Genomic DNA, 24,015 nt, shown 5'->3' with positions numbered 1-24,015 from the left:
ATTTACTCTTCTCCTTGTCTGCGTCCTAGTTCATACACACCAGCACCGATACAAGCAAGTATACCAATGCTAATTCCCCAGCTATTACCTAAGCTGATATCTAGAAGCCAGTTGGATAAACCACCAAATATCAAAAATGGGAAAATGCTAAATAGTGAAGCGTAAAAGGAATTTTGTGATTCTCTGGCTTGGCGAGTTTTTTCAAATTCTGATTCACTGGTATAGAGGGAACGTTCAGCAAAATTGAACCAGCGGTTGAGTTGTGTGGTTATCCATTCTCTGGTTTGGGAAAAACTCAGATATAAGGCTAAAGCCCATAAACAAGCTCCAGCGATCGCTATTTTATCTAACTCAAAGTGAAAAGGCAATATGTCAAACATGGCATCGGTTAACTCTCCAATTGCTAATTTTAGCTTTTATCTGCCCCTAAATCCCACTATGGTGAGATTTTTATGGACAGGTTAGAGAATGCCTTGTGTAAAGTACGGTTATTATTTATGCTGATGCTGAGACAGTACAATTAAGTTAACTAAAAGTGAGTCGTTCTTTTGTCTGTAAATTCTGATGAAATGTTTTTTGGAACATTAACTAATCAAGAGTATGATGTTGAACAGGAAAAAGTTGAGCTAGTTAGAAAACATATCAGTAAGTTTGATGAGTTCTTACCAAGTCAAAAAATGATTGATAGACTTCAAAACGCTTTAGATTTGGGACAGAAAATATGCAATTCTGATGCTAGTTTCTACTTTCATGAACTAAAAGAAGCGGAACTCATGGAAAAAGGTTATGATTGGTATACGGCACATCCTATGGCTATAGCACATTATGGTGTATCACCATACAGTTTATATCATCCTGAAGTAATTAAAGCTTACCCAGAAGATTTTAATAGAAATTGGCGAAAAGCTTGGGGGATTGACTCATGATCAAAGTATTAGATTTAGGTATAACCGGAAAAGCTCGGATTTGGAATAACGAATCATTTTATTTTCCTGGAGATTTTCGACCTGTTTTCTATCCTGTTATAGATGAAAAGATAGAAGTCATCCTGGAAAATGCAAAGATTGGTTTATTCTCTAAAAAAGAAGTGATGATAGAGATATTAGCACCTCTAGGAGCTAGGTTCTTATATGGCTGTTTGGGGGCTACATTTGAGCCGAATAATTCTGGTAAATTAGTATTGAAAGTGGCGGTTTCCACTCAAGTTGAACGGGAAGTTAATTCTTCTCTGGCATTATCATTAGATGTGGTGAAAATTGGGATACCAGAAGAATATGCAGATAGTGTTTTTAATGGTGCAAAATTGAAGTTGCAAGAATCGGGAATTAGTTCAATATTTGGTTCTGGTGAAATTGCTTTTAAATGGGGTACATTTGGGGAAATCGGATCTTCTAGATCATTTTTTCACGATCTTGCATATACAGTTATTGAGGTGATGGTGCGAGATAAAATTCCTACTAATTATAATGTTAAACCACCATTTAAAAAAGTTCTGGAACAATCTTTTTGATATTTTTATTAACCGGGAAAAAGTAGAGACATTACATGGAACGTCTCTACAAGGATTTTGGAAACTCAACTAATAAGTTGCGGCTACTGGCTCATTAGTGACTTTAATGGCTGTATTATCAGCGACTATGGTGCGGAATACATCCCCTTCAATGGTTTCTTGTTCTATTAACAAATCAACGGCTCGTTCCAAGGTTAAGCGGTTTTCTTGAATGATTTCTTTAGCTTGAATATAACAGCGGTTAACAATCTCCCGGACTGCGTGATCAATTTTCGCCGCAATGTCTTCGGAATATTCGGATTTATTCATCCAGTCCCGTCCTAAAAATACATCGTTGTTTTGATTTTCTAGGGAAACTGGACCTAAATCGGACATTCCAAATTTTGTGACCATTTGTCGTGCCATGTTGGTAACTTGTTGTAAGTCATTTCCTGCACCTGTGGTGACTTCCGCTTTCCCAAAGACGATTTCTTCAGCCGCACGACCACCTAAAGTGGCGGCAATGCGGGCTAAAATTTGGGAACGGGAAATTAAACCCTGTTCTTCGTTGGGAGTAAACCAGGTTAAACCTAGTGCTTGTCCTCTGGGAATGAGTGTAACTTTTTGTACAGGATCATGACCTGTAACTAATGTTCCTACTAAAGCGTGTCCAACTTCGTGGTAAGCTATCAGACGTTTGTTTTTGCTGTCTACTAAAGCAGTGCCTTCCATACCGGCGACGACTCTATCTATGGCGTTATCAATTTCTAAGTCGGTTACGGCTTCTTTGCGTCTTCTGGCGGTGAGAATGGCGGCTTCGTTGAGTAAATTGGCTAAATCTGCACCAGTAAATCCAGGAGTGCGGCGAGCGATCGCTTCTAAAGATACACTAGGATCAATTTTCTTATTCTGAGCGTGGACTGTCAAAATTTCCTGTCTTCCCTTCAAATCGGGAACATCCACAATTACCTGTCTATCGAAGCGTCCCGGACGTAATAGAGCCGAATCAAGGACATCTGGACGGTTAGTAGCAGCAATAATAATAATCCCTGTATTGCCTTCAAAACCATCCATTTCTGTTAATAGTTGGTTGAGGGTTTGTTCCCGTTCATCATTTCCACCCCCAATACCTGCACCCCGTTGTCTTCCCACTGCGTCAATTTCATCAATAAATATCAAACAAGGGGCATTTTCTTTGGCTTTTTTGAATAAATCGCGGACACGGGAAGCGCCGACACCAACGAACATTTCCACAAATTCTGAGCCAGACATACTGAAAAATGGCACACCTGCTTCCCCAGCAATGGCTTTTGCAAGTAAGGTTTTTCCTGTTCCTGGTGGTCCAATTAATAGTACACCTTTGGGAATTTTTGCCCCTACCGCTGTAAATTTTTCTGGCTGTTTGAGGAAAGTAACAACTTCTTCTAATTCTTCTTTGGCTTCCTTGACTCCGGCCACATCATTAAATTTTACGCCTGTTTTCGCTTCCATTTGAAACCGAGCGCGAGATTTACCAAAACTCATAGCTTGGTTAGAAGCATTGGCAGAACGCCGCAGGAATAATAACATGAGTGCCACTAGGGGTAAAATCCACATGAGATTAATTAATAAGCCTACAGCGGCTCTGTTACCAGCGGAGGAAACTTCGCCAAAATCCACGTTTTTTTCTTTAAGTTTGTTAATTAATTCCGCATTTTGATCTAAAAGGCGCACCTGTAAAGGCAGAGTATCGGGTTTTTGTCCCACTAAATAAACCCTAGCTGTTTGTTCAGCTTGATCTAACTCTACCTTTTTAACTTCTCCTTTATTGGCTTTTTGAATTAATTCACCATAGGTTAAAGAATTTCGCTCGGTTTTTTGTTGCGCTAAAACGGGACTATTGCCAGTCATACTGGGTAATATCATCAACCAAGCAGCTATAATTCCTGTTAATATATGATGCGGAGAAGAACCTGGTAACTGCTGTTTTATTAAAGCTTTTTTGTGCAAATTTTTCATAATAGTTATCCTTTATGGCTGTTTCTTAGCGGAAATTGTCAAATCCAGAAATTATAGTTTTCTTATAACAGTTTAACTGTCAAACTCAATTATTAACAGGTGACAGTGAAGAAGGTGAGAGTCTTTAAGATAACTGAATTGTCCTGGGGAATTTGGGATTTTTCATGGGCGATTCCTCAGTCATGCTTGGCGATCGCTCTTTGCTCCATGTAAAATAAATATTCCGGTCTGTATTTTCTCAACATCATGGGCAGCACTTTTGGTCATCTTTTCCGTATTACGACTTTTGGCGAATCTCACGGCGGCGGTGTGGGCGTTATCATTGATGGATGTCCCCCACAACTGGAAATTTCCGCCGAGGAAATTCAATTTGAGTTAGATAGAAGACGGCCAGGACAAAGTAAGATTACCACTCCTCGCAAAGAAGCTGACACCTGTGAGATTTTATCGGGTGTGTTTGAGGGAAAAACTCTGGGAACACCTATTGCCATTTTAGTCAGAAATAAAAATACTCGTCCCGAAGATTATGATGAGATGGCGCAGAAATATCGCCCTTCTCACGCAGATGCTACCTATGATGCTAAATATGGCTTGAGAAATTGGCAAGGTGGTGGCAGGTCGTCCGCCCGTGAGACAATAGGTAGAGTTGCTGCTGGTGCGATCGCTAAAAAGATTTTACATCAAGTTGCAGGTGTAGAAGTAATCGCCTATGTGAAGCGCATTAAAGATTTAGAAGGGGTTGTTGATACCAATACTGTCACTTTAGCAGATGTCGAAAGCAATATCGTCCGTTGTCCAGATGGCGAAATTGCCAACACCATGATTTCCTTAATTGAACAAACCGGTCGAGATGGTAATTCTATCGGTGGTGTCGTTGAATGTGTGGTGCGGAATGTTCCCAAGGGTTTAGGCGAACCAGTTTTTGATAAATTAGAAGCTGATTTAGCAAAAGCGGTAATGTCACTTCCTGCAAGTAAAGGTTTTGAAATCGGTTCTGGTTTTGACGGAACTTTATTAACAGGTTTTGAACATAACGACGAATTTTATATTGATGAACATGGGGAAATTCGCACAGTAACTAACCGTTCAGGAGGGATTCAAGGAGGAATTTCCAACGGTGAAAACATTATTATCCGCGTGGCTTTTAAACCAACAGCTACTATTAGAAAGGAACAAAGAACTGTAACGAAAGAAGGGGAAGAAACGGTTTTAGCAGGAAAAGGAAGACATGATCCTTGTGTTTTACCCCGCGCTGTGCCGATGGTTGATGCGATGGTGGCTTTGGTTTTATGTGATCATCTATTAAGGCATTATGGACAGTGTAAGGTGTTGTAGGAAGTTAGAGTTTTAGGTGATTTTAAGAACTACACAAAGTATTGATGTAACAAGCTATCTATATTTTACCAAGTCCTTAAATATAGCTATCTTCGCAGTTCAAAAAATTAAAAATCAGGAGATTATTATATGCCTGAATTAATCAGTACAAGTCAGCTATCGAGAATTGTTTTGAAGGGCTTTAAGTCCATTGTAGAATGCGACATTGAGCTTACTCAACTCAACATATTCATTGGCTGCAATGGTGCTGGTAAATCTAACTTTATCGGCTTTTTTCGGATGATTGAACAGATGCTTGAAAATAAACTCCAAGTTTTTGTCAGTCGTCAAGGTGGACCCGATGCGATTTTGCATTTTGGTCGGAAAATAACCGAACAATTAGAAGTTGAACTCTACTTTGGACACAACGGTTACTTTGCAACCTTTGAACCAACTCAGGATAACCGTTTGATGTTCTCTAAAGAATCTTTTTGGTGGGACATGAGTGGAGAGAAGAGAATCAGTAGTGGTCATTTTGAAACTAAAGCCTCACAAGGGACTGGAACTGGAAGTGATATGTATGTATTACCTGCTATGAAGCAATGGCGAGTTTATCATTTCCATGATACAAGCGATAGTGCTTATGTGAAGCAACCACATGGCATTAATGATAATGCTTACCTGCGGGCTGACGGGCGAAATCTTGCAGCTTTTTTGTATTTATTAAAGGAAAAATATTCTGAATCTTATCAACAAATCGTAAAAACAGTTCGACTTGTCGCTCCTTTTTTTGGTGATTTCTATCTACGACCTTCTCCACAAAATAATGATGTCATAGAACTAGAATGGTTTGAGCAAGGTCAGGATATACCCTTTAAAGCTCATCATTTTTCCGATGGAACGTTGCGGTTTATCTGTTTAGCAACGGTTTTTTTGCAACCTAATTTATTTTATAAACCTGCAACAATTTTAGTGGATGAACCTGAGTTAGGTCTTCACCCTTATGCAATTACTGTTCTGGCATCGTTAATGCGTGCGGCTGCACAAAAAAAACAAGTTATTGTTTCTACTCAATCGGTGGAATTGCTAAATGAATTTGCAGCCAAGGATGTAATTGTTGTAGATAGAGATGATGGTAAATCATTACTGCGAAGATTGAAAGAGGAAGATTTATATGAGTGGTTGGAAGACTACAGTTTAGGAGAACTTTGGAAAAAGAATATTCTTGGAGGAAGACCTTCACGATGATTCGAGTCAACGTTTTTGTGGAAAGATATATTACAGAGTGAGCGTGACTTATTTCCTTCACCTGAACATATCAATGACGGTCCGATAACAGCTCCATCTAAAAGGATTAAAAAATGCTGCCCTTTCTATGATAAACCATTACATGGATCTTTGATTGCAATGGATATCGGGTTAGATGTAATTCGTCAGCATTGTCAACATTTTGATAAATGGTTAACGCGGCTGGAAAAAATTATATTGTAGAGATTTTAAATATCAGACTAAAAAAATGCAATTATAAAGTATTGCAAAGTTATTTGAAAAAAGATTTTTTTTAGTATAGATATATGAAGAATATGAGCAAATAGATCATCACAGTATTACAGTACGAATATCAACAATTAAAAGATTTAAGAAAGGGGCTATAGTATTATGGCTATCTCCAAAATGTTTGCTGATATGGCTGAGTTTGTTTCTGAAGCCTTCATGCGGATTTTCACCCCTGCTAATGATGCCTATCCTGTGATTGGGGTACAGCCCTTTACAGGGAAAATATATAAAAAAGGTAAAGCAGCTTGGTAGGTATTAAGTTAGTAGCACTGAAGATTTTTCTCTATCATCAGAGTAGGGACAAGGTAAACATTTTGATAGCCTGTCCCTATTTTTAATTGATTCTAACCGCCTATTTCTTGCAGCATGGTTTGGATTCTGGCAACGCCTTCTTGATCATTTCCCCGCTGATACAAATCTAATGCCTTTCTGAGAACCTTGTTTGCTTGTGTCGTTTGTCGTCGTTGTTTAAACATAGAACCGATTAACTCATAGGTGCGGGGATTATTTTTATCCAAATTAATAGCTTGTTCATAAGCCCACATAGCTGCTTGATAATCACCCAAACTAGTTTGAGAAACTCCTAATCCTAAATAGGCGTTGACATTATTCCGATTTAACTGAATAGCCCGACGGTAAGCTTCTTTTGCGCCTTTGTTATCTTTTGTACTACTTTTAAGATAACCGACGGCATAGTAAAAATCACTATTATTAGGATTAATGGCAATAGCTCGACGATAAGCATCTAAAGCAGAGGTAAAATTGCCTTGTTGAGTATATAAGTAGCCAATCCCAGCGTAAATTCTGTCATTTTTGGGATCTAATTTTGCGGCTTGTTGATAGACTGCGATCGCTCCATGATAATCTTGAGCATCTACCAGTCTTTTTCCCTCATCTATCAAGCTTTTCAACTCTGGATTATTCACCTGTGCCACTAAGACCTCAGCTTTCGCTACTACAGGTGTGTTAGTAAATAAACATCCTAGTAATAAAGCAGTTAACAGGACTGATGTTTTTCTGTACATAGTAAATTTTCCTAAGTTTTCTTAAACCGTTTTTATTCGCACATTAAAACAAAAATCTTGATCTTTGTAATCTGTATTTATTCACATTTACAGAATATTAATAATTTCTTAAAATTACTTGACATCCTCATAACTATAACAATAAATTGATCCTTTCGCCAACCGATACGGATAAATTACACAAAATGACAGGTATAATGAAGTATCAGGCGATGTTTTTTCTGGAATTTGGCCATAATCACCTAATGTACATGAATGTATGCTGTTAACTACTACTGATGTGATTCAAGGTGCTGTAATTCAATCCTACTTAGGTATTGTCACAGCAGAAGTTGTCTATGGTAGCAATTTCCTCCGAGATTTCTTAGCGAGTATTCGGGATATTGTTGGTGGACGCACTGGCAGCTATGAACGTCTCTTTGAAGAAGGGCAGCGGAAAGCAATGGAGGAATTAGAACAAAGAGCGCAACGTTTAGGCGCAGATGCTGTTGTCGGTATTGCTGTTGATACTGGGACAATTAATGTTGATCAATCTGGTGTTTTATTAGTAATTACAGCCACAGGAACAGCCGTCAAAATTCGTTAATATTTTGATAATTTTGTCATTTTTTACCATTTCTCATCTAGCCAATTTATAACTAAAGAAATTGAGTTCATTTTTTAGCGCCCTTGGTACAGGGAGAATTGCTGAATCCTTAGCGCCGAGAACAATTGCTCCTACTATTATTAGTGGGAGCAGTGGCGGGGGCGCGAACTTCTCGAATTAATAATTACAATTCTTGACGGAAAAATCACAATTTCGGCAATATTTGTGAAAATTCTCCTTGATTGAGAGTTGCAAAATACAGTTCAACTTTAAGATCAGGATAGCGATCGCGAATTGATGAATAGGCACAACTTAAATAATCTGTATGTATTTGCAACTCTCGTTGAGGATCTTTACTTAAATTAGGGTCAATCATCATTGCATAAGCCCCACAATCTTGATGATCAATAATAATAACTGTGTTGATATGATGGAGTTTATAGGAGATATCTAACTGATCCCAAAATGCTTCAGCGTCAGATTTGTGGGGGAATCCGGTTAAAGCTAATGAAGCACCAGCTAAAGCTGTTAAATCATATTTATCTGTGAGATTTTTATCCCTTAAAAAAGACTGTTCTGCTGTCCAAAACCGGAAGTCAATACAACTCAGAACTAAAGCTTGGGATTGATTGACTGTGGCTTTTGCTGGTGTTGCTGATTGCAGAACAGTAAATGCCACTGCTGCGGGAAGAAAAGATCTAAGAAAATGACGACGACTATAACAACAAAGACATTGATTGATATTTTTATTCATGTTTTACTTAGTCATTTAATTCCATTAATTCTTTTGATTTCGGCAATCTTCACCAAACTCAAATCGCTCATCCGTTTGATAAATAAAGCACCGCCAGCAATTAATCCTACCTCCACGAATTACGCCAGATAGTCGGGTTTTGCTCCCAGAACGGAAACTCATCGCAGTTCCCGCGATCGCCCCTGTGGCGGGAATACCACCAAAAAATTGATTCTTGGAGGGTATTTGCGATCGCCATATCGTTATTCCAACTCTTATACACAACTAGTTGATGCCACAGTTTGTGCTATTCGATTGTTAGTAAAGTTTAATTCTGTCCCCTAAAATATTGCTGCCTACCAGATACGCAATTTTTATTGCATTTATTTTAAGATAGTTCTTCCTCGTCAAGTGTATTATAACAAATTACAAATCCATTGTCAACCCCCAAATACTCTTTATTGGCGTTGAACAATCAAAAGATTACCGCCAGTCAGGATATTCTAGATACCACAACTTACCACTTCAAAACCGCTTCCTCAATTCCTTTCTCTCTTCTAACTTTGGCATCAGTTTCAAACCAAGTAATAATTTGCCTAGTTGTCAACTCCTCAATAGACACATCATATTCCTGAGCAATATGTTGTAAAATCCGCAAAGAAGAAATAGTCAGTCTAGTTAAAAACTTCTCAGGAGAAGATAACAAAGCTGCATCAACTTGTGCAGATTCGTCATGGGTTAAAAATTGAGTTGATGATTGATTAGGGGCGATATCCATAAAAATTCAAAATTCTGTTTAATCGAGAGGTTGCCTTCATACCATTAAATCATATTATTGTCACCCCTGAGCAATAAAAACCGAGCAATAAGTAACTCAACCTTAAAAAGCATAATACCCAGATCACCGACTTATTAATTTAATCAGGAAATCTGTGTTTTTAACCAACTCCGAAAATTTTTAATCATTGACACCTCACCCACTTGTAAACTAGAAGCTAAAAACCGAGGAACTTCTGTATTTAAAGGTAAATTCGCAAAGGTTGGTGAACCATTGCCAGGAATATATTTATCCTCATATAAACTATAAATTTGCATTACAGGTTCAGCATAACGCCAAACTTCAGGAACACCTAAAGCTAAATAAATCGGTAATTTATCAATAGAAGAACTAGCATAATCAACTTCTATGACTAAATCAGGTGGGGGATCTTGAGTTAAATCTAAACTGGTTTTATTTCTCATGATTGGTTCATTTTGAATATAGAAACTAGAATCAGGTTCTACACCTCTAGCTAGATCTTCTCTTTTACAAGTTAATGAACCAGTGCTTTTGACATTGAGATTTAACTCTTCAACTAAAACAATAATTAGATTTTGTAACAAACGGTTATTATGTTCATGGGGCATTAATGGAGTCATAATTTCTAAGATTCCCTGATTATAAGTAAACCTGTTATGGCGATCATCACCTGTTTCTAATAAAATTCGTTCAAAAGTATTCCAAGAAATATGATGGAGGATGACGCTATTGGTGTGAGTGTTGCTGTAAGTAGGTGCTAGAATTACCATAGAAATTTACTTTGCAGTTTTAATTATTCTATTATATCACTTTAGGGAATAAAGAAAATTCTCCCTAAGAACTAATTTAAAACTTCGATCAATTCATCTTTAGTTAAATCTGCATCTCAAATTATTTTTACTAATAAGCCTTTTCCGATAGTTTTAAGTAATGGGACAGAATTAATTACACAACTGATTTTTCTGTTCCCAGTTAAGAGTTAAGAGTTCCCTCTCTCAACGAGTGAATTTAATTTTGTCCGACTACTTACCAATATAAGAAGGAATAGAAACAACTCGATTATCTTCATGTTTCATTCTTACATGACTTCCCTTTTGTCTGACTAAGTAGGGTGAACACAATAAAACCAATCTGTGTAAAGAAAAGTAAAATTTTTCAGCAAGCCCTATATAAAAACCTGCTTTTTCTAAGAGGGTGTTGGAAAAGTTTTGAGGAGTCAAAATTTATGCCAATCGCCTAATCATAATACGGATCGTAAAAGTTATCGCCATTCCCGTTAACCAAGATATTACTCAGTTATTTTACGTCAAAATCGCGCCACCCATTAACCGCTCATACCTATACCTTAACTCATCCTGCATTAATGGCCAACGCGCTAAACTTGCATCCATATCAATCACCTTTTCCGCTGCTTGTCGCGCTAACAGCAAAATGTCCTCATCTTCCACCAAACTCGCTAAAGTAAAATCTGCTACACCAGATTGACGAGTTCCCATCACCTCCCCAGGACCGCGAAACCGCATATCCATTTCCGAGATAAAAAAACCATCTTGGGACTGTTCTAGCACCTTTAAACGTTGTTGAGCATCAGGACTTCGAGAGCTACTCATTAATAAACAATAAGATTGCGCTGCACCTCGTCCCACTCGTCCCCGCAATTGGTGCAATTGTGATAAACCGAATCTCTCCGCGTGTTCAATCAGCATTACAGTAGCATTAGGTACATCTACACCCACCTCAATCACAGTCGTAGAAACAATAATTTGAGTTTCATTATCGCGGAATTTATTAATTGCTTCTTCTTTTTCTGCTGAAGTCATGCGTCCATGCAATAACCCAACTTGAACATCAGGAAACACACTTTCTTGTAACTTCTGATATTCATCTACAGCCGAACGCAAATCTAATTTTTCCGATTCTTCTACCAAAGGTAAAACTATATAAACCTGTCTACCTTGAGCAACTTCTCGCCGGATTAAATCGTAAGCTTGGGGACGTTGTTTTCCACTTAACATCGTGGTTTGAATTTGTTGTCTTCCCGGTGGTAATTCATCAATTTGACTAACATCTAAATCCCCATGTACAGTTAATGCTAAAGTCCGGGGAATGGGTGTAGCTGTCATTGTTAAAACATGAGGTTGTTCGCCTTTTTGCTGTAACTTTGCCCTTTGTTCTACTCCAAAACGATGCTGTTCATCTATTACTACTAAACCCAACTGTTGGAAATTAACTTTATCTTGAATTAGAGCATGAGTTCCTACCAATAAAGGTAATTCACCTGTTTCTAATTGGGAATAAATTTCTCTTCTTTTAGCTACTTTTGTCGAACCTGTTAATAATTCAACTGGTAAATGGAGGAGATTAAACCAACTTACTAATTTACGATAATGTTGTTCTGCTAATACTTCCGTAGGAGCCATTAACGCCGCTTGATAACCTGATTGAATTGCTGCCAAAATAGCAATAACAGCAACAACAGTCTTCCCTGAACCAACATCACCCTGAACTAAGCGATTCATAGCTACAGGTTTTTGTAAATCCGTGAGAATTTCATTCACAACTCTCTGTTGTGCGCCAGTTAATTGAAAAGGAAGAATTTTGTCGAATTGTTCTAATAATTTGCCTGTGGGTGTCAGTATGGCACTGGTTTGAATTTCTTGCGCCTTCTTTTGTCGTTGCAGTAAGCCAAGTTGTAAATAGAAAAATTCATCAAATACTAACCGACGACGGGCAATTTTTAAAGAGTCACTATCTTTAGGAAAATGAATATTCGGAATTGCTTCTTTCAATTCCATCAAAGCATATTTTTTTCGTAAACCTTTAGGTAAAGGATCTTTTAAATTCACTGCTGCTGTTAAAGCTGTCATTACAGCCTGTCTGACTGTATTAGCCATTACTCCTTCAGTCAAGGCATAAATAGGGACAACTCGCCCAATAGTTATAGAATCAATAGGGTCTCCTGGATTTGCCAAAACTTCTAATTCTGGATTATCCAAAGTTAAACCATATTTACCACCTTTGACTAATCCACAAACCGCCAACATACTACCTACAGGATAGTTGCGTTTTAAACTTTCTTGCCAACCACGACTACTAAAACGCGCACCTGCGTAAAAACGGGTAACTTTAATTTGTCCGGTATTGTCTTTTAAAATTAATTCTAAAATTGATAACTTTTTATTTTTAGGACTGGTGAAAAAATTAAATCTTTTAACGGTCGCTATGATAGTTACTGTTTCCCCTCCTTCCAGTTCGCTAATATTTACCTGACGGGCATAATCAATATGATCACGAGGATAATAAAGCAGTAAATCCCGAACAGTATGTAAATCCAGCCGCGCTAAACTATCAGATTTTTTAATGCCAATTTCTGGGACATCTCTAAGTTTTTTATCCAGTGTTAGTGGTAATTTTTTATTAATTTCGACAACAATTGGCGTAATGGGATGTTGGTTTTTAGATTCGTAATTTGTTTTGGGTTCTTCTGTTTCTAGTTCTTGTTGCAGTTGATTTAGATATCTTCTAATTTCGGCTACTAAATGTTGTCTTTCTGGTAATGTTAAATTTGGATAATTGGCAAATTGCGTTCCTACTTGATGCCAGCGGAGTCTTTCTTTTGGTGGTAAGGCAGTTGGGAAATTACCAAAAGTCAAACACAGAAATTCACTAAAGCGGTATTGCTTACCTACTAAATCTATAAAGCCTTTTTCAGCTTCAAATGCTAAGGCTTTATGTAATCTTATCCAATCGGGCGTTTCATTAGTCATTGGTCAGTTGTCAGTTGTCAAGGGAATATGTAGTGTTAATAGATAGATATTTTTAATAACCTATACAGGTTCTAATTTTTAATTTTGCATTTTTAATTTCCCTGCTCACCTACTTAATCCTCAAACCAACTGGCACGCCAAGCGGCTTCGGCTTCAGCAATTTTCAGTTCTCGTTGCCTTTTTTGATATTCTCGTCCTAGTTTATTCAATTGCATTAAAATGTTACGAATTCCTTTGCGTTCTGCCAACAGTGTCGCTTCAGCAAATTCTATTTCTCCTAGTCGTAAGTGAATAGCCATAATCTGAGTCAGGCTAGAATCTTCGGAATCTTCTTCATCACTAATTTCTATCACTAAGTTTAAGAGATTAGGGGGACTAGGTATCATATTACTAGAACCCTCTGAGGAAGCAGCAGCAGCGGTGGCAGCGACTAAAATTGGTTCTGGTAGTTTTTTGGGTAAAACTCCGGTTTTTTGGATTAAAATATTAACCGCCTGGGAGACTTTTTTCAAAGTTTCCTGAATTGCCTCTTCTAAATCTTGTTGCCATTCAACTAGTTCTACGGGGTTAGAAGGATCTAATGCTTGAGGTTGTTGTTCCTTTTCTTCATTTTCTTCGTTCCCTTCATTTTCTTGATTTTCCGTTTCAATGTTCTCTTTTTCTTCAGTTTCTACAACTGCTTCCGCTTGAGTAATTTCTGGGGGTTGAATATAACTAATTAATTCTTGAGCGGCTTGTTGACTGAATTTACGAATGCCTTGTTGTAATTTTTGCCGCTGATTTAGTGATAAGTTCAGAAATTCATCAGGATATCCCTGGGTACAAAGGTAATAACTAGCTAAAATCAGTTGCTTTTGTAAGGCTGCCCCCAGTATATTTATATATCTAGCATAGGCTAAATTGAGTTCTTGAGCGATCGCCCTAACCGCCTCTTTTAATTCATTAATATCTTTTTCTATCCGTTCAATTGCTCTTGCCATAAGTTTGTCAGTTGTCAGTTGTTAATTGGTTTGTATAGTACAAATATAGGCAATTTTGAATAAATAATCATCATTTAAATAAAATACAGGCCAGCGTGTTTTACGTGGCCTGTAAATACATAGAGTTATTAGTCAAAGGTAAAAGTCCATAATCAACAGCTAACTATTAAGTGTATATTCTTAACAACTTACCACTGACCACTAACCACTGACTAATCACAAAATTACTTAGCGCCAATTTGGGCCGCAACTTCATCAGCAAAACTCATTTCGTTCTTTTCAATGCCTTCACCGAGGACATAACGCACAAAGCGACTAACTTGAATTTCTTCGCCAACTTTAAATTTTACTTGCTTCACCAAGTCTTCTACCGAAATACTTTGATCACGGATAAAAGGTTGATCTAGTAAAGTCATTTCTTTGAGACGTTTCTCAATTCTGCCTTGAACAATCTTTTCTTTGATGTTCTCTGGCTTATTACCCAAGTCATCCTTACCCATTTCGATATCTTTTTCTTTGGTGACAACTTCGGCAGGAATGTGGTCTACACTAACGTACTCAACATTGGGACAAGCAGCAACTTGCATTGCTGCATTTTTAGCCAAGTTTTGGAAATCTTCCTTAGTAGCAGCCGCATTCGTTTGAGAATTTAATTCCAATAATACACCAATACGACCACCAGTATGAATATAGCTAGCTGCTATTCCTGGTGTGTCAGTGGTGGGAGAGAAATTCACAAAGCGGCGAACTTGAATATTTTCACCAAGAGTCGCAATGGTCTCTTTGATGAATTCATCAACGGTGACACCGGACTTTTCAATATAGGGTTGAGCCAATAAAGACTCAACACTATCAGCGGTTGCAGCTTGTTTTGCCAGGTTCTTAACTAAGGATTGGAAAGCTTCATTGCGGGCAACAAAGTCGGTTTGGCAGTTTACCTCGATGAGTACACCTACCTGACCATCGGGTTGAATGTAAGTGTCTACTAGACCTTCTGCAGCGATACGAGCGCTTCCTTTATCAGCTTTGGCAATACCTTTTTGCCTTAGCCAAGTGATGGATTCTTCGACATCGCCATTATTTTCCTTCAGTGCCTTTTTGCAGTCCATCATGCCAGCACCGGTTTTTTGGCGTAGCTCTTGGACGAGTTTTGCAGATATTTCCGCCATATTGCCTCAATTCTTAACTTGACAGATACAAATATTATTCAAGATTATCAGACGATCAGGACTCATTTGAAAATCATTTACAGCAGGAGTCACCGAGTCAGGAGTAAAACTGAATTGATGTCTGACTTTGAACTTAGATCCCGTACCTAATTAATCTACAATCGCCTGTAAGGGACTTTCATTCAAAGAAATACCGCAATCTTTAGTATAGACTTAGGGGTTTAGTAAAACGGGCGGTTAGAAACCGCGTCTACACAGGCAAAACCCACCTACGTGGGTTTCAATCCTTGATTTTTCCTTAGTCCGCGCAGGCGGACTTTGTTTGTGTAGCCGTGAATTCCATTCGCCAGGGCTTAAGTTGACACCATTAAACTTTTGCTTTACCCCTACTTGTTTGCCAGACTACTAAAAAATTGGCTAATTTATTTTTTGGTATGCCTTAATCCCGATTATAGATGCTTATGCTTCGTCCTCTGAATCAGTGCTATCACTTTCATCATATTCGTAGTCTTCGTCAGCGTAATCATCGTAGTCTTCTTCCACTTCTAGCTGACCGTGACGACCTTCATAGATAGCATCTGCTAATTTACCAACAATTAACTTAATGGATCTAATTGCGTCGTCGTTGGCTGGGATAGGAATATCTACAACGTCTGGGTCACAATTGGTATCCAACATGGACACAATGGGAATCCCCAATTTTTCGCATTCTTGAACAGCATTATATTCCCGCTTCTGGTCAACAATAATCACGATATCGGGGACTTTCCGCATATTTTTAATGCCGCCCAGATATTTTTGTAGCTTCGTCATTTCCCGACGCAGCATGGAGGCTTCTTTCTTGGGTAATAAATCCAGTGCGCCGCTTTCTTCTCTCCGTTCTAAATCTTTGAGACGCTCTGCTCTGGTTTTAATGGTTGCCCAGTTGGTGAGCATTCCACCCAACCAACGTTGGTTAATGTAGTGAGAACCACAACGGAGGGCTTCTTGGGCAATAATTCCGGCTGCTTGGCGCTTAGTGCCAACAAACAGGAATTTTTTACCTTGCTCTGATTGAGTCCGCATATAATTATACGCGTTATCCATCAACTGGGCTGTTTGTACCAAGTCAATGATATGTACACCATTTCGTGAGGTGTAGATATAAGGAGCCATTTTGGGGTTCCAACGTCTGGTCTGGTGACCAAAGTGAACACCTGACTCCATCATTTGAGCCAAGGAAACTACTGGCATATTCTGTTACTCCTATTCGGGTTAAACCTCCATCTAGGTGTATTTCTCAATTTTAAGAAACACCCGAATTCCCAGATGTGCGGATTTTAGACAACTGTTCTAGGGTAACACATTATGGATTTTTTGTAAAAGGTAGGAGTCAGGAGTCAGGAAGAAGAAGAAATTACCTATTCCCCAGTCCCCAGTCCCCATGACTCCATCATTTGAGCCAAAGAAACTACAGACTAACAACTATACAGGGTCTAGTTTTGCCCGTCTCCGATCCTTGACTGGGATCTAAATTGACATTGATAATTAATCCCCGGTATAGTTCGCTCATACTGGCCAATCAGCGATCGCAGCATCTGTAAGTTCTTGAAGTTCTTCATCTTGTGCTCTTTGTTTTGGCTACGCTCAAATACAATTTGGGCTACGCAACTCAACTCACTCGCATTCATCCCACGCTCCTAAGAGTGAGACGTGGGGCTTCTGCTGATTAAGCTAAAAAATCAATATGGGATTGTTCTAAGGTAAATTTTGCTGAAATCATAACGATTGAAATTAAGACCCTATATTAAGAACTATTTTACGCCCCTAATATCGGCACTTGCAATTTAGCATCATGATCACACCTGAGTTCGGAGTTATGATTTTTTCAACGAGAGAATAAGGGCTTGAGACTCCTACGTGGGGTGAGTTTTCCACAAATTATCGTTATGTCGAAGTCACGTGATCACAATTCTCCTCCACCCTGTTCCCTTTCTTTGGTGATAATGGAAATTGCGGATTTGTGGAGATAGAGAAGAAAATGACTAAGCTACGGGTGGGTTTGCTGTTTGGTGGACGTTCTGGAGAACATGAGGTTTCAATAATTTCGGCGCGGGCGATCGCTCATGCCCTCAGTTTAGAAGAAAATGCTCAGGAATACGAAGTTTTACCTTTCTATATTCAAAAAAATGGCAGTTGGCAAGCAGGAGTTACTGCACAACAGGTTTTAGCATCTGGTGTTCCCCCTGAAATCCCCTCCACAACCCCTAATTTATGGCAATTTCCCCCAGAAACTCAAGAAGTTGATCTTTGGTTTCCCGTGCTGCACGGTCCAAATGGCGAAGATGGAACAATTCAAGGCTTACTAACTTTAATGCAAGTTCCCTTCGTAGGTTCTGGAGTCTTGGGTTCAGCAGTGGGAATGGATAAAATTGCCATGAAAATGGCCTTTGCCCAAGCGGGATTACCTCAAGTAAAATATAAGGCGGTGACGAGAGAGCAAATTTGGTCAAATGCTTGCGTATTTCCCAAACTGTGTGATGAAATTGAAGCCACATTGGGCTATCCCTGTTTTGTCAAACCTGCTAATCTAGGTTCATCGGTGGGAATTGCCAAAGTGCGATCGCGCCAAGAACTAGAAACAGCTTTGGATAATGCTGCCACCCATGATAGACGAATTATTGTCGAAGCTGGAGTTATAGCCAGAGAAGTCGAATGTGCCGTTTTCGGTAACGACAACCCCAAAGCCTCCGTTGTTGGTGAAATTACCTTTAATAGTGATTTTTACGATTACGAAACCAAATATACCCCTGGGAAAGCCGATTTATTCATTCCCGCCAATTTACCAGATACGGTGGCACAGCGAATTCAAGACATGGCTTTACAAGCCTTTGCGGCTGTGGATGCCGCTGGTTTATCTAGAGTAGACTTTTTCTATGTAGAAGCTACCGGAGAACTTTTTATTAACGAAATTAACACCTTCCCAGGGTTTACCTCCACAAGTATGTATCCCCAACTTTGGGCTAATACGGGTATACCCTTTGCCCAGTTGGTAGATCAGTTAATTCAACTAGCGATCGCCAGACATTCTCCCATTAATTAGGGGGATTAGGGATAGGAGATAGCGGATTAGTTAAAAGGGGAAAATATTTCTTTTTCCTCTTGTCATAAATATGATTTATGTGATTAATATAATGGACAATGAACAAGAGTTAAAAAGAAAGCGAAATCCTGGAAAAATTCTAGTAAACATACTGAAAAATTACTCTGGAATCTGGTTTTTAAGTTTGTTACTAATTCCTGTAGGAGTTGTAATTATTGCCTATAATCAATTGATTTATACTGGCTATGTGCCACAGGTAGAAAAAGCAGAAACCGCATATATCCCGATAAAATCAACCATTTCTACATTTGCCGATACTAGTAATCCCCTACCTCTATGGTTGATCATTGCCGTGATCTTTTGCTGTTCTAGCGGTTCGTTTGTAATTTTCTACCTATTGCAAAACTCCAAAGAAAGCACAAGAAATAATCAACGCTATCGCCATAGTCACAAAATGCCCTCCCGGAAGCATTATAAATCCACTAACAGCAAAAATATGCTGATAATTTCGCCTCCAGAGAAAATTTATCCCCTCAATACCAATACAGCATTTATCAAAGACAGACAAGATTCAAGATTCTTCTAAAAACTTAGCAATACAAAACTTTCAATAAAATGCCAACTTGGCAACCAAGTTTTAATTACCTAAGTTACATTGATGCAAGATAAACAAATTCAATTTTGTGGTTATCAACGTTTACTAAATATTGACTATTTCAAACAATCCCTTAATTTATGCTCACGTTTTTCAGCATAAATAACAATAATTTATAAACACCTAATTGACCATTAATTGAATCAAAAATAATCACAATAATCAGATTTGACATTTGCTGCAAAGGGAATATTAACCGCATATCAATACTGTCGTTGTTAAATCAACCCCCCTAAATAACTGGCAGTGTTTATATATGTTCCCAAACGCTACAGCAGTAAATGTAGAGTGGGAGATTTTAGGCTTTTGGTATGCCTTCTCCCACTCTCTTTTTATTTATTTGAACAGGTAATTGGTAATTGGTAATTGGTAATTGGTGAAAACTATTCTTCTTCCTCCTGAACTCCTGATAGTGCAGCGTGGCGTTAGCCATACTCCTGACTGGGCGCAGAAAAAAGCGCCCCTACCTCCTGACTCGCCTAAGTAGGTGAACACAATAAAACCAAACTGTGTAAAGAAACGTAAAATCGCCCAAACCCTCTTCACTCTTGCCTCTTGCCTCTTGCCTTTTGCCTTGCCATAACGACAATTTTCAACGCCAACCTACTTAATTATTAGAGATCATTGTTCCTAGTGCGGCTATCAACTTATCTACACTTTCAGGACGGCTATTAAAACCCATTAGACCTACACGCCAAACTTTACCGGCAAGTTCACCTAAACCGCCGCCAATCTCAATATTATGCTCAATTAATAACTGCCTAGCAACTGATTTACCATTTACTCCTTCGGGAATACAAACAGTGGTTAAAGTTGGTAATCTGTATTCTTTGGCAACGTGCATTTTTAAACCCATGTCTTCCAATCCTTCCCACAGATATTCGACATTTTTTTGGTGACGTTGCCAACAACTAGCTAACCCTTCCTCTGCTACTAAACGTAGAGCTTCCCGTAATCCATAATACAGGTTAATTGGTGCAGTGTGGTGATATGTGCGATCGCTTCCCCAGTATTTCCTCAACAATGTCATATCTAAATACCAGTTTGCCACCTTAGATTGACGCTTCTGTAACTTCTCCATTGCCCGCCCACTCATGGTAAATGGTGACGCACCAGGAGAACAACCCAACCCTTTTTGACTACAGCTATAAGCCAAATCAACGCCCCATTCATCCAAAAATATGGGAACACCACCTAAACTGGTAACGGTATCTACTAACAACAATGTGTCATGTTGACGACACAACTCACCCACACCTTCCAAAGGTTGACGTGCGCCGGTGGAAGTTTCAGCATGAACTAAAGCCAAAATAGCCGGTTTATGGGTAGCTACTGCGGCACTGATTTCCTCTAAATTAAAAACTTGTCCCCAGGGTTTAGTAATAGTTCGCACATCTGCCCCATATCTACCCGCCATATCTACCAGGCGATTACCGAAATAACCCGCTACCCCAATTAATACGACATCACCCGGTTCTACAGAATTAGCTAATGTGGCTTCCATAGCGGCTGTACCTGTGCCACTGACAGCAATAGTATGGGGGTTTTCTGTTTGCCATGCGTAACGCAACAGACATTGAACCTCATCCATGAGGTTTAAAAAAGCCGGATCTAAATGTCCTACAGGTGTGCTATTCATCGCCTGTAATACCGCTGGATGGGTGTTAGAAGGACCTGGTCCCAATAGGAGACGGTGGGGAATATTTAGGGGTTCAAGTCCTAACCGCTGACTGTCGTTAATGGAAATGGTAGATGTCATAAACTTAATTTATCTGAGATTCAATGGGAATTAATCGCATGATATAGCGGTATGTAGTCAATGTGTATGCCGAAGTGCAACTAATTAACTTATCTTACTAATGATCTCTTTGGCGATGAATCCCATGAAGCTAAACGTAAGTAAACCTTTGTGAATTATCCGTTGTTATTACGGCATTTTCTGACAAATATCTCATCATAAGTAAGTCATCTAACTTAGGGTTAATTTAAAATATCTAACTTAGGATTAATTAAATTACTTCAATTAAAGCATAAGCTGTTTATAGCAGGTTAGTTCCAACTATGTAATTGCGGAGATATTAAGATGATGTTGCAAGGAAATTTTACGACTTCTCAGACAGAAAAAGATACTTCTTTAATTGGTTTTGATGAAAATTGTCTATCGGAATTAAGTTCGGAACAAGCTTCTAATATTGTTGGAGGATTCACACTGAGAAATAATACGGAAGCACCAAGGACTTTCTATAATTTTGGGGAGAATTTACCCCTGAAACAGCAAACTTTACAACCCGGAGAAAGCGGTACTTATCAAGGAGAGTTTCTTTTATATAACTCTTCAGCATCAAAGCCGGGAATTAGCCCAGCCGTATTCAAAGCAGACCCTTCCGGTTCGTTTAGTTTAAATCAATCAGGAACTAAGATAATTCCTACTGATCTTAGTTCTTCTAATGGAAGTGCAGATTGCTAAAAGAGCCTGTAAATAAATTTTGCATAAACAGCCTCTAGAACCTAATCTGGAGGTTTTATTTATAAGTAGTCGTGCAAAATAAATTTTATATTTGGGACAGGTAATTGGTAATTGGTGAAAACGATTCTTCTTTCCTCCTCCTGAACTCCTGACTTCTGCTAAACTACTTCACAGGAATGAACTAAAGGTAATAATGGACCTATTTGTTCCTGTCCATTTATAGCTAAATCACTATGACATAAATACAATTTATCAGACACACGCGCCAGTAAGTCAGCAACAATTTTTTGTAATCTTTGTGCTTCCGCTAGTTGTTCATCTGCGGCTGTCCAAGGTTGTCCTAACCTATCTCGTAAAAATAAAGTAGCACCAAATAAAGTAGCTGCACCACCTTTCGCCCACAGTGGTGAACCAATATCTAACCAAAAATGCCAACGGTGATGTTTACGACTGGCACGGTACTGGAAGATGGTTGCTAAAGTTACGGCTTTTCTACTGCTACCGATAGGACGGATAGGATAGGGATTTGCAGTAATTGTTCCTCGTCGCAACAGTTGAATAAATATGGCTATCGCCACGCTATCGCTATCAGTAATGTTAATACTAAGGGTTTCTGGTGTATGCAGTGAAAGTAATAGAGTATCGTTTTGTTTTAAGCGAGTATCTACTTCCCAATAATGTTGAGCGGTTTCTATTAATTCTCTTAATGCTGCTAAGTCTTGATATGAAGGGTTTTTATCCTGACACAGAAACTCTTGAATGGCTTTGTAGAGGAGGAAAATGGGGGTGAGGAGAAGTCGCTGGTGATATTCCTCTCTCTGTGTCTCAACCCATTGTAATATATCTTGATACGCCCGAGTGGCAATATAGCCAATTCTATCCCAGCGTTCAAAGGTTTTCACTGGTAATAAATTGGGTGTGTCGGGGTGGGGAACGAAACAAGCATCAGCGATTAACCCAGCCCGCACCGGATCTATTTGAGAATGATGGAATTCTTTTTCCTGCCCATTTTGGGTTTGATATTGACTCAAAACCACCAACATTTCCGCCACTGCATCCCTATCTACTAACCGCCCCAAACCGGGGTAAACTAGAGCCATGAGGGTAAGTAATGCTCTCACCACTGAAGAACTGATTAAGGGGCGTTGTTCGTTGAGAGATTCTACCTCGATATTTTGCTTAGTTAATATTTCTACTAGAGTATAACGAGCGATCGCATCTAAACCCGGTGCAATAATTACTACTTCGTCCGCCCCTACTTCCCCGGACTGCACCCCAGCAATAATCATCTCGGCTGTTTGGCGTAATAATTGAGCGCGGGAATTAGTTTGAATAGGCTTGACACAACTGGGTAAACTCAACATCGTCATCGGCTGTGTTACCAATTCTACCATTTGCTCAGTCAGAGTATAGCCCAAACTATTTACAGGAGGTGAAGTTAAAGTTTCTACTTGACAACGTTTAGATATTTGGTATAAATACTCAGGATCTGCACCTAAACCCCAACGGACAGCCCCATGAGGATTATAGCTAAAAGCCCCCACAGCACCAGTATCTAACAAAAATGCAAATAAGTTAGCAGCGATCGCTGGATAATCATCCACATCATCTGCTATGATCCCTTGATAACGGTGTTGTAAATGCTGTTGATAGCTACAATCAGGTAATAATTTTTGGTGATACAATTCAGTAATTAGTGCGTAAGTCAATAAACCTTTTTCTAAGCACCAATTCCGCCAATTTAGTAGTAAAAAACCCAAAAAATCTGCTTCTAAATTAAGAGAATTATCCTCTAGACCACTTTGTAATATCTGGGGAATATCTTCGCAGGATACACCGCTATAAGCCGCCAATTGCCATAAATCTAGAATCCTTCTGACCAAACGATTCTCATTCATCCCTACACGCCGCAAAACTTCTGAATTTAATTGAGAACTCCAGAGTTTCGTCGCCAATTCTTGTTCTGTTTCGGGACGTAATCTCACCGGAAATTGTGCTTTGATTGACAACGAGTCAATTAGTAAAGGCCAAAACAAAATTACTTCATCTTGAAAAAACCCCAAAGCTGTTTTGACACGAATAGGATATCTTCCCAGGGTTAAAGTAGTAACTCTATCAGCTAATTCCCGGCGATTATCATCATTAGCAGCTAACAATAAAATACCTAGTTCTTTTTGGTGTAAATTTAAATTTGGATCTATAGGTTGAGAATTGTTAATATTTTCATTATAAGATGAACTAGAAACTTGATTGTTAACTTGCAACCAAGCATCAAAATAGCTGACCAAGCGAGTAGTTTTACCACTACGACTAGTACCAAAAATCCAAAGAGAATCAGAAATCATGGTTTTTGCGTTCACTTAAGTTTAAGAATTTAGTAGATAATGCCAAATA

General features: G+C 38.8%; 25 protein-coding genes. 10 read left to right on the top strand and 15 right to left on the bottom strand.

The annotated features are described in order from the left end of the window. Positions 1 to 2 precede the first annotated feature (2 nt). Entirely contained in the window at positions 3 to 380 is a 378-nt protein-coding gene (locus PN471_RS08595; protein ID WP_271776485.1) for a hypothetical protein, read from the bottom strand. A 168-nt stretch (positions 381 to 548) separates the two neighbouring features. Here PN471_RS08595 and PN471_RS08590 point away from each other — a divergent pair, with 168 nt between their 5' ends. Both PN471_RS08590 and PN471_RS08585 read left to right on the top strand, forming a co-directional pair. Beyond that, positions 549 to 926, top strand: a complete 378-nt coding sequence (locus tag PN471_RS08590; protein WP_271776484.1) for a hypothetical protein — start codon at positions 549 to 551, stop codon at positions 924 to 926. Further along, positions 923 to 1,510, top strand: a complete 588-nt coding sequence (locus PN471_RS08585; RefSeq protein WP_271776483.1) for a hypothetical protein — start codon at positions 923 to 925, stop codon at positions 1,508 to 1,510. Before PN471_RS08590 ends, PN471_RS08585 begins: the two co-directional genes overlap by 4 nt. A gap of 69 nt (positions 1,511 to 1,579) precedes the next feature. Here the strand turns inward: PN471_RS08585 and ftsH are convergent, their stop codons facing one another. After that, positions 1,580 to 3,487: an ATP-dependent zinc metalloprotease FtsH gene (gene ftsH / locus PN471_RS08580; protein WP_271776482.1), complete on the bottom strand. Its 1,908-nt coding sequence runs from the start codon at positions 3,485 to 3,487 to the stop codon at positions 1,580 to 1,582. Positions 3,488 to 3,733: 246 nt separating this feature from the next. On the opposite strand from ftsH, the gene aroC reads away from it, so the two are divergent. The 4 genes from aroC (at position 3,734) to PN471_RS08560 (ending at position 6,610) form a co-directional block, all read left to right on the top strand. Next, on the top strand, positions 3,734 to 4,822 hold the full coding sequence (aroC, locus tag PN471_RS08575) for a chorismate synthase (protein ID WP_271776481.1): 1,089 nt from the start codon (positions 3,734 to 3,736) through the stop codon (positions 4,820 to 4,822). 129 nt (positions 4,823 to 4,951) lie between these two features. Beyond that, a complete protein-coding gene (locus PN471_RS08570) occupies positions 4,952 to 6,049 on the top strand; it encodes an AAA family ATPase (protein WP_271776480.1) in 1,098 nt (365 codons plus the stop codon). 15 nt (positions 6,050 to 6,064) lie between these two features. Continuing rightward, positions 6,065 to 6,292 carry a DUF4276 family protein gene (locus PN471_RS08565; RefSeq protein WP_271776479.1) on the top strand — a complete coding sequence of 76 codons (228 nt, stop codon included), beginning with the start codon at positions 6,065 to 6,067 and terminating at the stop codon, positions 6,290 to 6,292. 168 nt (positions 6,293 to 6,460) lie between these two features. Beyond that, positions 6,461 to 6,610: a nicotinate phosphoribosyltransferase gene (locus tag PN471_RS08560; RefSeq protein WP_271776478.1), complete on the top strand. Its 150-nt coding sequence runs from the start codon at positions 6,461 to 6,463 to the stop codon at positions 6,608 to 6,610. Positions 6,611 to 6,702: 92 nt separating this feature from the next. Here the strand turns inward: PN471_RS08560 and PN471_RS08555 are convergent, their stop codons facing one another. Next, on the bottom strand, positions 6,703 to 7,383 hold the full coding sequence (locus PN471_RS08555; protein ID WP_271776477.1) for a tetratricopeptide repeat protein: 681 nt from the start codon (positions 7,381 to 7,383) through the stop codon (positions 6,703 to 6,705). 259 nt (positions 7,384 to 7,642) lie between these two features. Between PN471_RS08555 and PN471_RS08550 the strand changes: the two genes are divergently transcribed. Then, entirely contained in the window at positions 7,643 to 7,969 is a 327-nt protein-coding gene (locus PN471_RS08550; RefSeq protein WP_027402424.1) for a YbjQ family protein, read from the top strand. Positions 7,970 to 8,174: 205 nt separating this feature from the next. On the opposite strand, the gene PN471_RS08545 is transcribed toward PN471_RS08550, so the two are convergent. From PN471_RS08545 to PN471_RS23420, 10 genes are all read right to left on the bottom strand, one after another. Continuing rightward, a complete protein-coding gene (locus PN471_RS08545) occupies positions 8,175 to 8,723 on the bottom strand; it encodes a carbonic anhydrase (RefSeq protein WP_271776476.1) in 549 nt (182 codons plus the stop codon). 24 nt (positions 8,724 to 8,747) lie between these two features. Then, entirely contained in the window at positions 8,748 to 8,987 is a 240-nt protein-coding gene (locus PN471_RS08540) for a SulP family inorganic anion transporter (protein ID WP_271776475.1), read from the bottom strand. 232 nt (positions 8,988 to 9,219) lie between these two features. Next, positions 9,220 to 9,480, bottom strand: coding sequence for a hypothetical protein (locus tag PN471_RS08535; protein WP_271776474.1), 261 nt, complete (start codon positions 9,478 to 9,480; stop codon positions 9,220 to 9,222). 143 nt (positions 9,481 to 9,623) lie between these two features. Further along, positions 9,624 to 10,271: a Uma2 family endonuclease gene (locus tag PN471_RS08530; RefSeq protein WP_271776473.1), complete on the bottom strand. Its 648-nt coding sequence runs from the start codon at positions 10,269 to 10,271 to the stop codon at positions 9,624 to 9,626. A gap of 252 nt (positions 10,272 to 10,523) precedes the next feature. Next, entirely contained in the window at positions 10,524 to 10,622 is a 99-nt protein-coding gene (locus PN471_RS23320; RefSeq protein WP_334311906.1) for a type II toxin-antitoxin system HicA family toxin, read from the bottom strand. Positions 10,623 to 10,802: 180 nt separating this feature from the next. Next, entirely contained in the window at positions 10,803 to 13,268 is a 2,466-nt protein-coding gene (gene recG, locus PN471_RS08525; RefSeq protein ID WP_271776472.1) for an ATP-dependent DNA helicase RecG, read from the bottom strand. A gap of 113 nt (positions 13,269 to 13,381) precedes the next feature. Continuing rightward, positions 13,382 to 14,248, bottom strand: a complete 867-nt coding sequence (locus tag PN471_RS08520) for a hypothetical protein (RefSeq protein ID WP_271776471.1) — start codon at positions 14,246 to 14,248, stop codon at positions 13,382 to 13,384. A 224-nt stretch (positions 14,249 to 14,472) separates the two neighbouring features. Further along, complete coding sequence (gene tsf / locus PN471_RS08515) at positions 14,473 to 15,417, bottom strand: translation elongation factor Ts (RefSeq protein ID WP_271776470.1); 945 nt, start codon at positions 15,415 to 15,417, stop codon at positions 14,473 to 14,475. A gap of 459 nt (positions 15,418 to 15,876) precedes the next feature. Continuing rightward, a complete protein-coding gene (gene rpsB / locus PN471_RS08510) occupies positions 15,877 to 16,650 on the bottom strand; it encodes a 30S ribosomal protein S2 (protein WP_193894661.1) in 774 nt (257 codons plus the stop codon). Between the two features lie 217 nt (positions 16,651 to 16,867). Then, entirely contained in the window at positions 16,868 to 16,969 is a 102-nt protein-coding gene (locus PN471_RS23420; RefSeq protein ID WP_442867142.1) for a type II toxin-antitoxin system PemK/MazF family toxin, read from the bottom strand. A gap of 468 nt (positions 16,970 to 17,437) precedes the next feature. Between PN471_RS23420 and PN471_RS08505 the strand changes: the two genes are divergently transcribed. Then, complete coding sequence (locus tag PN471_RS08505; RefSeq protein WP_271776469.1) at positions 17,438 to 18,499, top strand: D-alanine--D-alanine ligase family protein; 1,062 nt, start codon at positions 17,438 to 17,440, stop codon at positions 18,497 to 18,499. Positions 18,500 to 18,590: 91 nt separating this feature from the next. Next, positions 18,591 to 19,085 (top strand): hypothetical protein, encoded by a 495-nt coding sequence (locus tag PN471_RS08500; RefSeq protein ID WP_271776468.1) that lies wholly within the window; start codon positions 18,591 to 18,593, stop codon positions 19,083 to 19,085. A gap of 676 nt (positions 19,086 to 19,761) precedes the next feature. Here PN471_RS08500 and PN471_RS08495 read toward each other — a convergent pair. Next, on the bottom strand, positions 19,762 to 20,913 hold the full coding sequence (locus PN471_RS08495) for an alanine--glyoxylate aminotransferase family protein (RefSeq protein WP_193894669.1): 1,152 nt from the start codon (positions 20,911 to 20,913) through the stop codon (positions 19,762 to 19,764). Between the two features lie 324 nt (positions 20,914 to 21,237). Here PN471_RS08495 and PN471_RS08490 point away from each other — a divergent pair, with 324 nt between their 5' ends. Continuing rightward, positions 21,238 to 21,621, top strand: a complete 384-nt coding sequence (locus PN471_RS08490) for a hypothetical protein (protein ID WP_271776467.1) — start codon at positions 21,238 to 21,240, stop codon at positions 21,619 to 21,621. A 158-nt stretch (positions 21,622 to 21,779) separates the two neighbouring features. Here the strand turns inward: PN471_RS08490 and PN471_RS08485 are convergent, their stop codons facing one another. After that, positions 21,780 to 23,966 carry a recombinase family protein gene (locus PN471_RS08485; protein WP_271776466.1) on the bottom strand — a complete coding sequence of 729 codons (2,187 nt, stop codon included), beginning with the start codon at positions 23,964 to 23,966 and terminating at the stop codon, positions 21,780 to 21,782. Positions 23,967 to 24,015: the final 49 nt, after the last annotated feature.

The sequence above is a fragment of the Aphanizomenon sp. CS-733/32 genome (assembly GCF_028330045.1).
Lineage (GTDB): Bacteria > Cyanobacteriota > Cyanobacteriia > Cyanobacteriales > Nostocaceae > Dolichospermum > Dolichospermum gracile.
The sequence above is the reverse complement of the archived record's forward strand: the minus strand, read 5'-3'. Positions and strand labels throughout refer to the sequence as shown.

Coding starts and splice junctions, on each gene's coding strand:
- PN471_RS08595 (WP_271776485.1), bottom strand. CDS start 380: ATGTTTGACATATTGCCTTTTCACTTTGAGTTAGATAAAATAGCGATC.
- PN471_RS08585 (WP_271776483.1), top strand. CDS start 923: ATGATCAAAGTATTAGATTTAGGTATAACCGGAAAAGCTCGGATTTGG.
- ftsH (WP_271776482.1), bottom strand. CDS start 3,487: ATGAAAAATTTGCACAAAAAAGCTTTAATAAAACAGCAGTTACCAGGT.
- aroC (WP_271776481.1), top strand. CDS start 3,734: ATGGGCAGCACTTTTGGTCATCTTTTCCGTATTACGACTTTTGGCGAA.
- PN471_RS08570 (WP_271776480.1), top strand. CDS start 4,952: ATGCCTGAATTAATCAGTACAAGTCAGCTATCGAGAATTGTTTTGAAG.
- PN471_RS08560 (WP_271776478.1), top strand. CDS start 6,461: ATGGCTATCTCCAAAATGTTTGCTGATATGGCTGAGTTTGTTTCTGAA.
- PN471_RS08555 (WP_271776477.1), bottom strand. CDS start 7,383: ATGTACAGAAAAACATCAGTCCTGTTAACTGCTTTATTACTAGGATGT.
- PN471_RS08550 (WP_027402424.1), top strand. CDS start 7,643: ATGCTGTTAACTACTACTGATGTGATTCAAGGTGCTGTAATTCAATCC.
- PN471_RS08545 (WP_271776476.1), bottom strand. CDS start 8,723: ATGAATAAAAATATCAATCAATGTCTTTGTTGTTATAGTCGTCGTCAT.
- PN471_RS08535 (WP_271776474.1), bottom strand. CDS start 9,480: ATGGATATCGCCCCTAATCAATCATCAACTCAATTTTTAACCCATGAC.
- PN471_RS08530 (WP_271776473.1), bottom strand. CDS start 10,271: ATGGTAATTCTAGCACCTACTTACAGCAACACTCACACCAATAGCGTC.
- recG (WP_271776472.1), bottom strand. CDS start 13,268: ATGACTAATGAAACGCCCGATTGGATAAGATTACATAAAGCCTTAGCA.
- PN471_RS08520 (WP_271776471.1), bottom strand. CDS start 14,248: ATGGCAAGAGCAATTGAACGGATAGAAAAAGATATTAATGAATTAAAA.
- tsf (WP_271776470.1), bottom strand. CDS start 15,417: ATGGCGGAAATATCTGCAAAACTCGTCCAAGAGCTACGCCAAAAAACC.
- rpsB (WP_193894661.1), bottom strand. CDS start 16,650: ATGCCAGTAGTTTCCTTGGCTCAAATGATGGAGTCAGGTGTTCACTTT.
- PN471_RS23420 (WP_442867142.1), bottom strand. CDS start 16,969: ATGAGCGAACTATACCGGGGATTAATTATCAATGTCAATTTAGATCCC.
- PN471_RS08505 (WP_271776469.1), top strand. CDS start 17,438: ATGACTAAGCTACGGGTGGGTTTGCTGTTTGGTGGACGTTCTGGAGAA.
- PN471_RS08500 (WP_271776468.1), top strand. CDS start 18,591: ATGGACAATGAACAAGAGTTAAAAAGAAAGCGAAATCCTGGAAAAATT.
- PN471_RS08495 (WP_193894669.1), bottom strand. CDS start 20,913: ATGACATCTACCATTTCCATTAACGACAGTCAGCGGTTAGGACTTGAA.
- PN471_RS08490 (WP_271776467.1), top strand. CDS start 21,238: ATGATGTTGCAAGGAAATTTTACGACTTCTCAGACAGAAAAAGATACT.
- PN471_RS08485 (WP_271776466.1), bottom strand. CDS start 23,966: ATGATTTCTGATTCTCTTTGGATTTTTGGTACTAGTCGTAGTGGTAAA.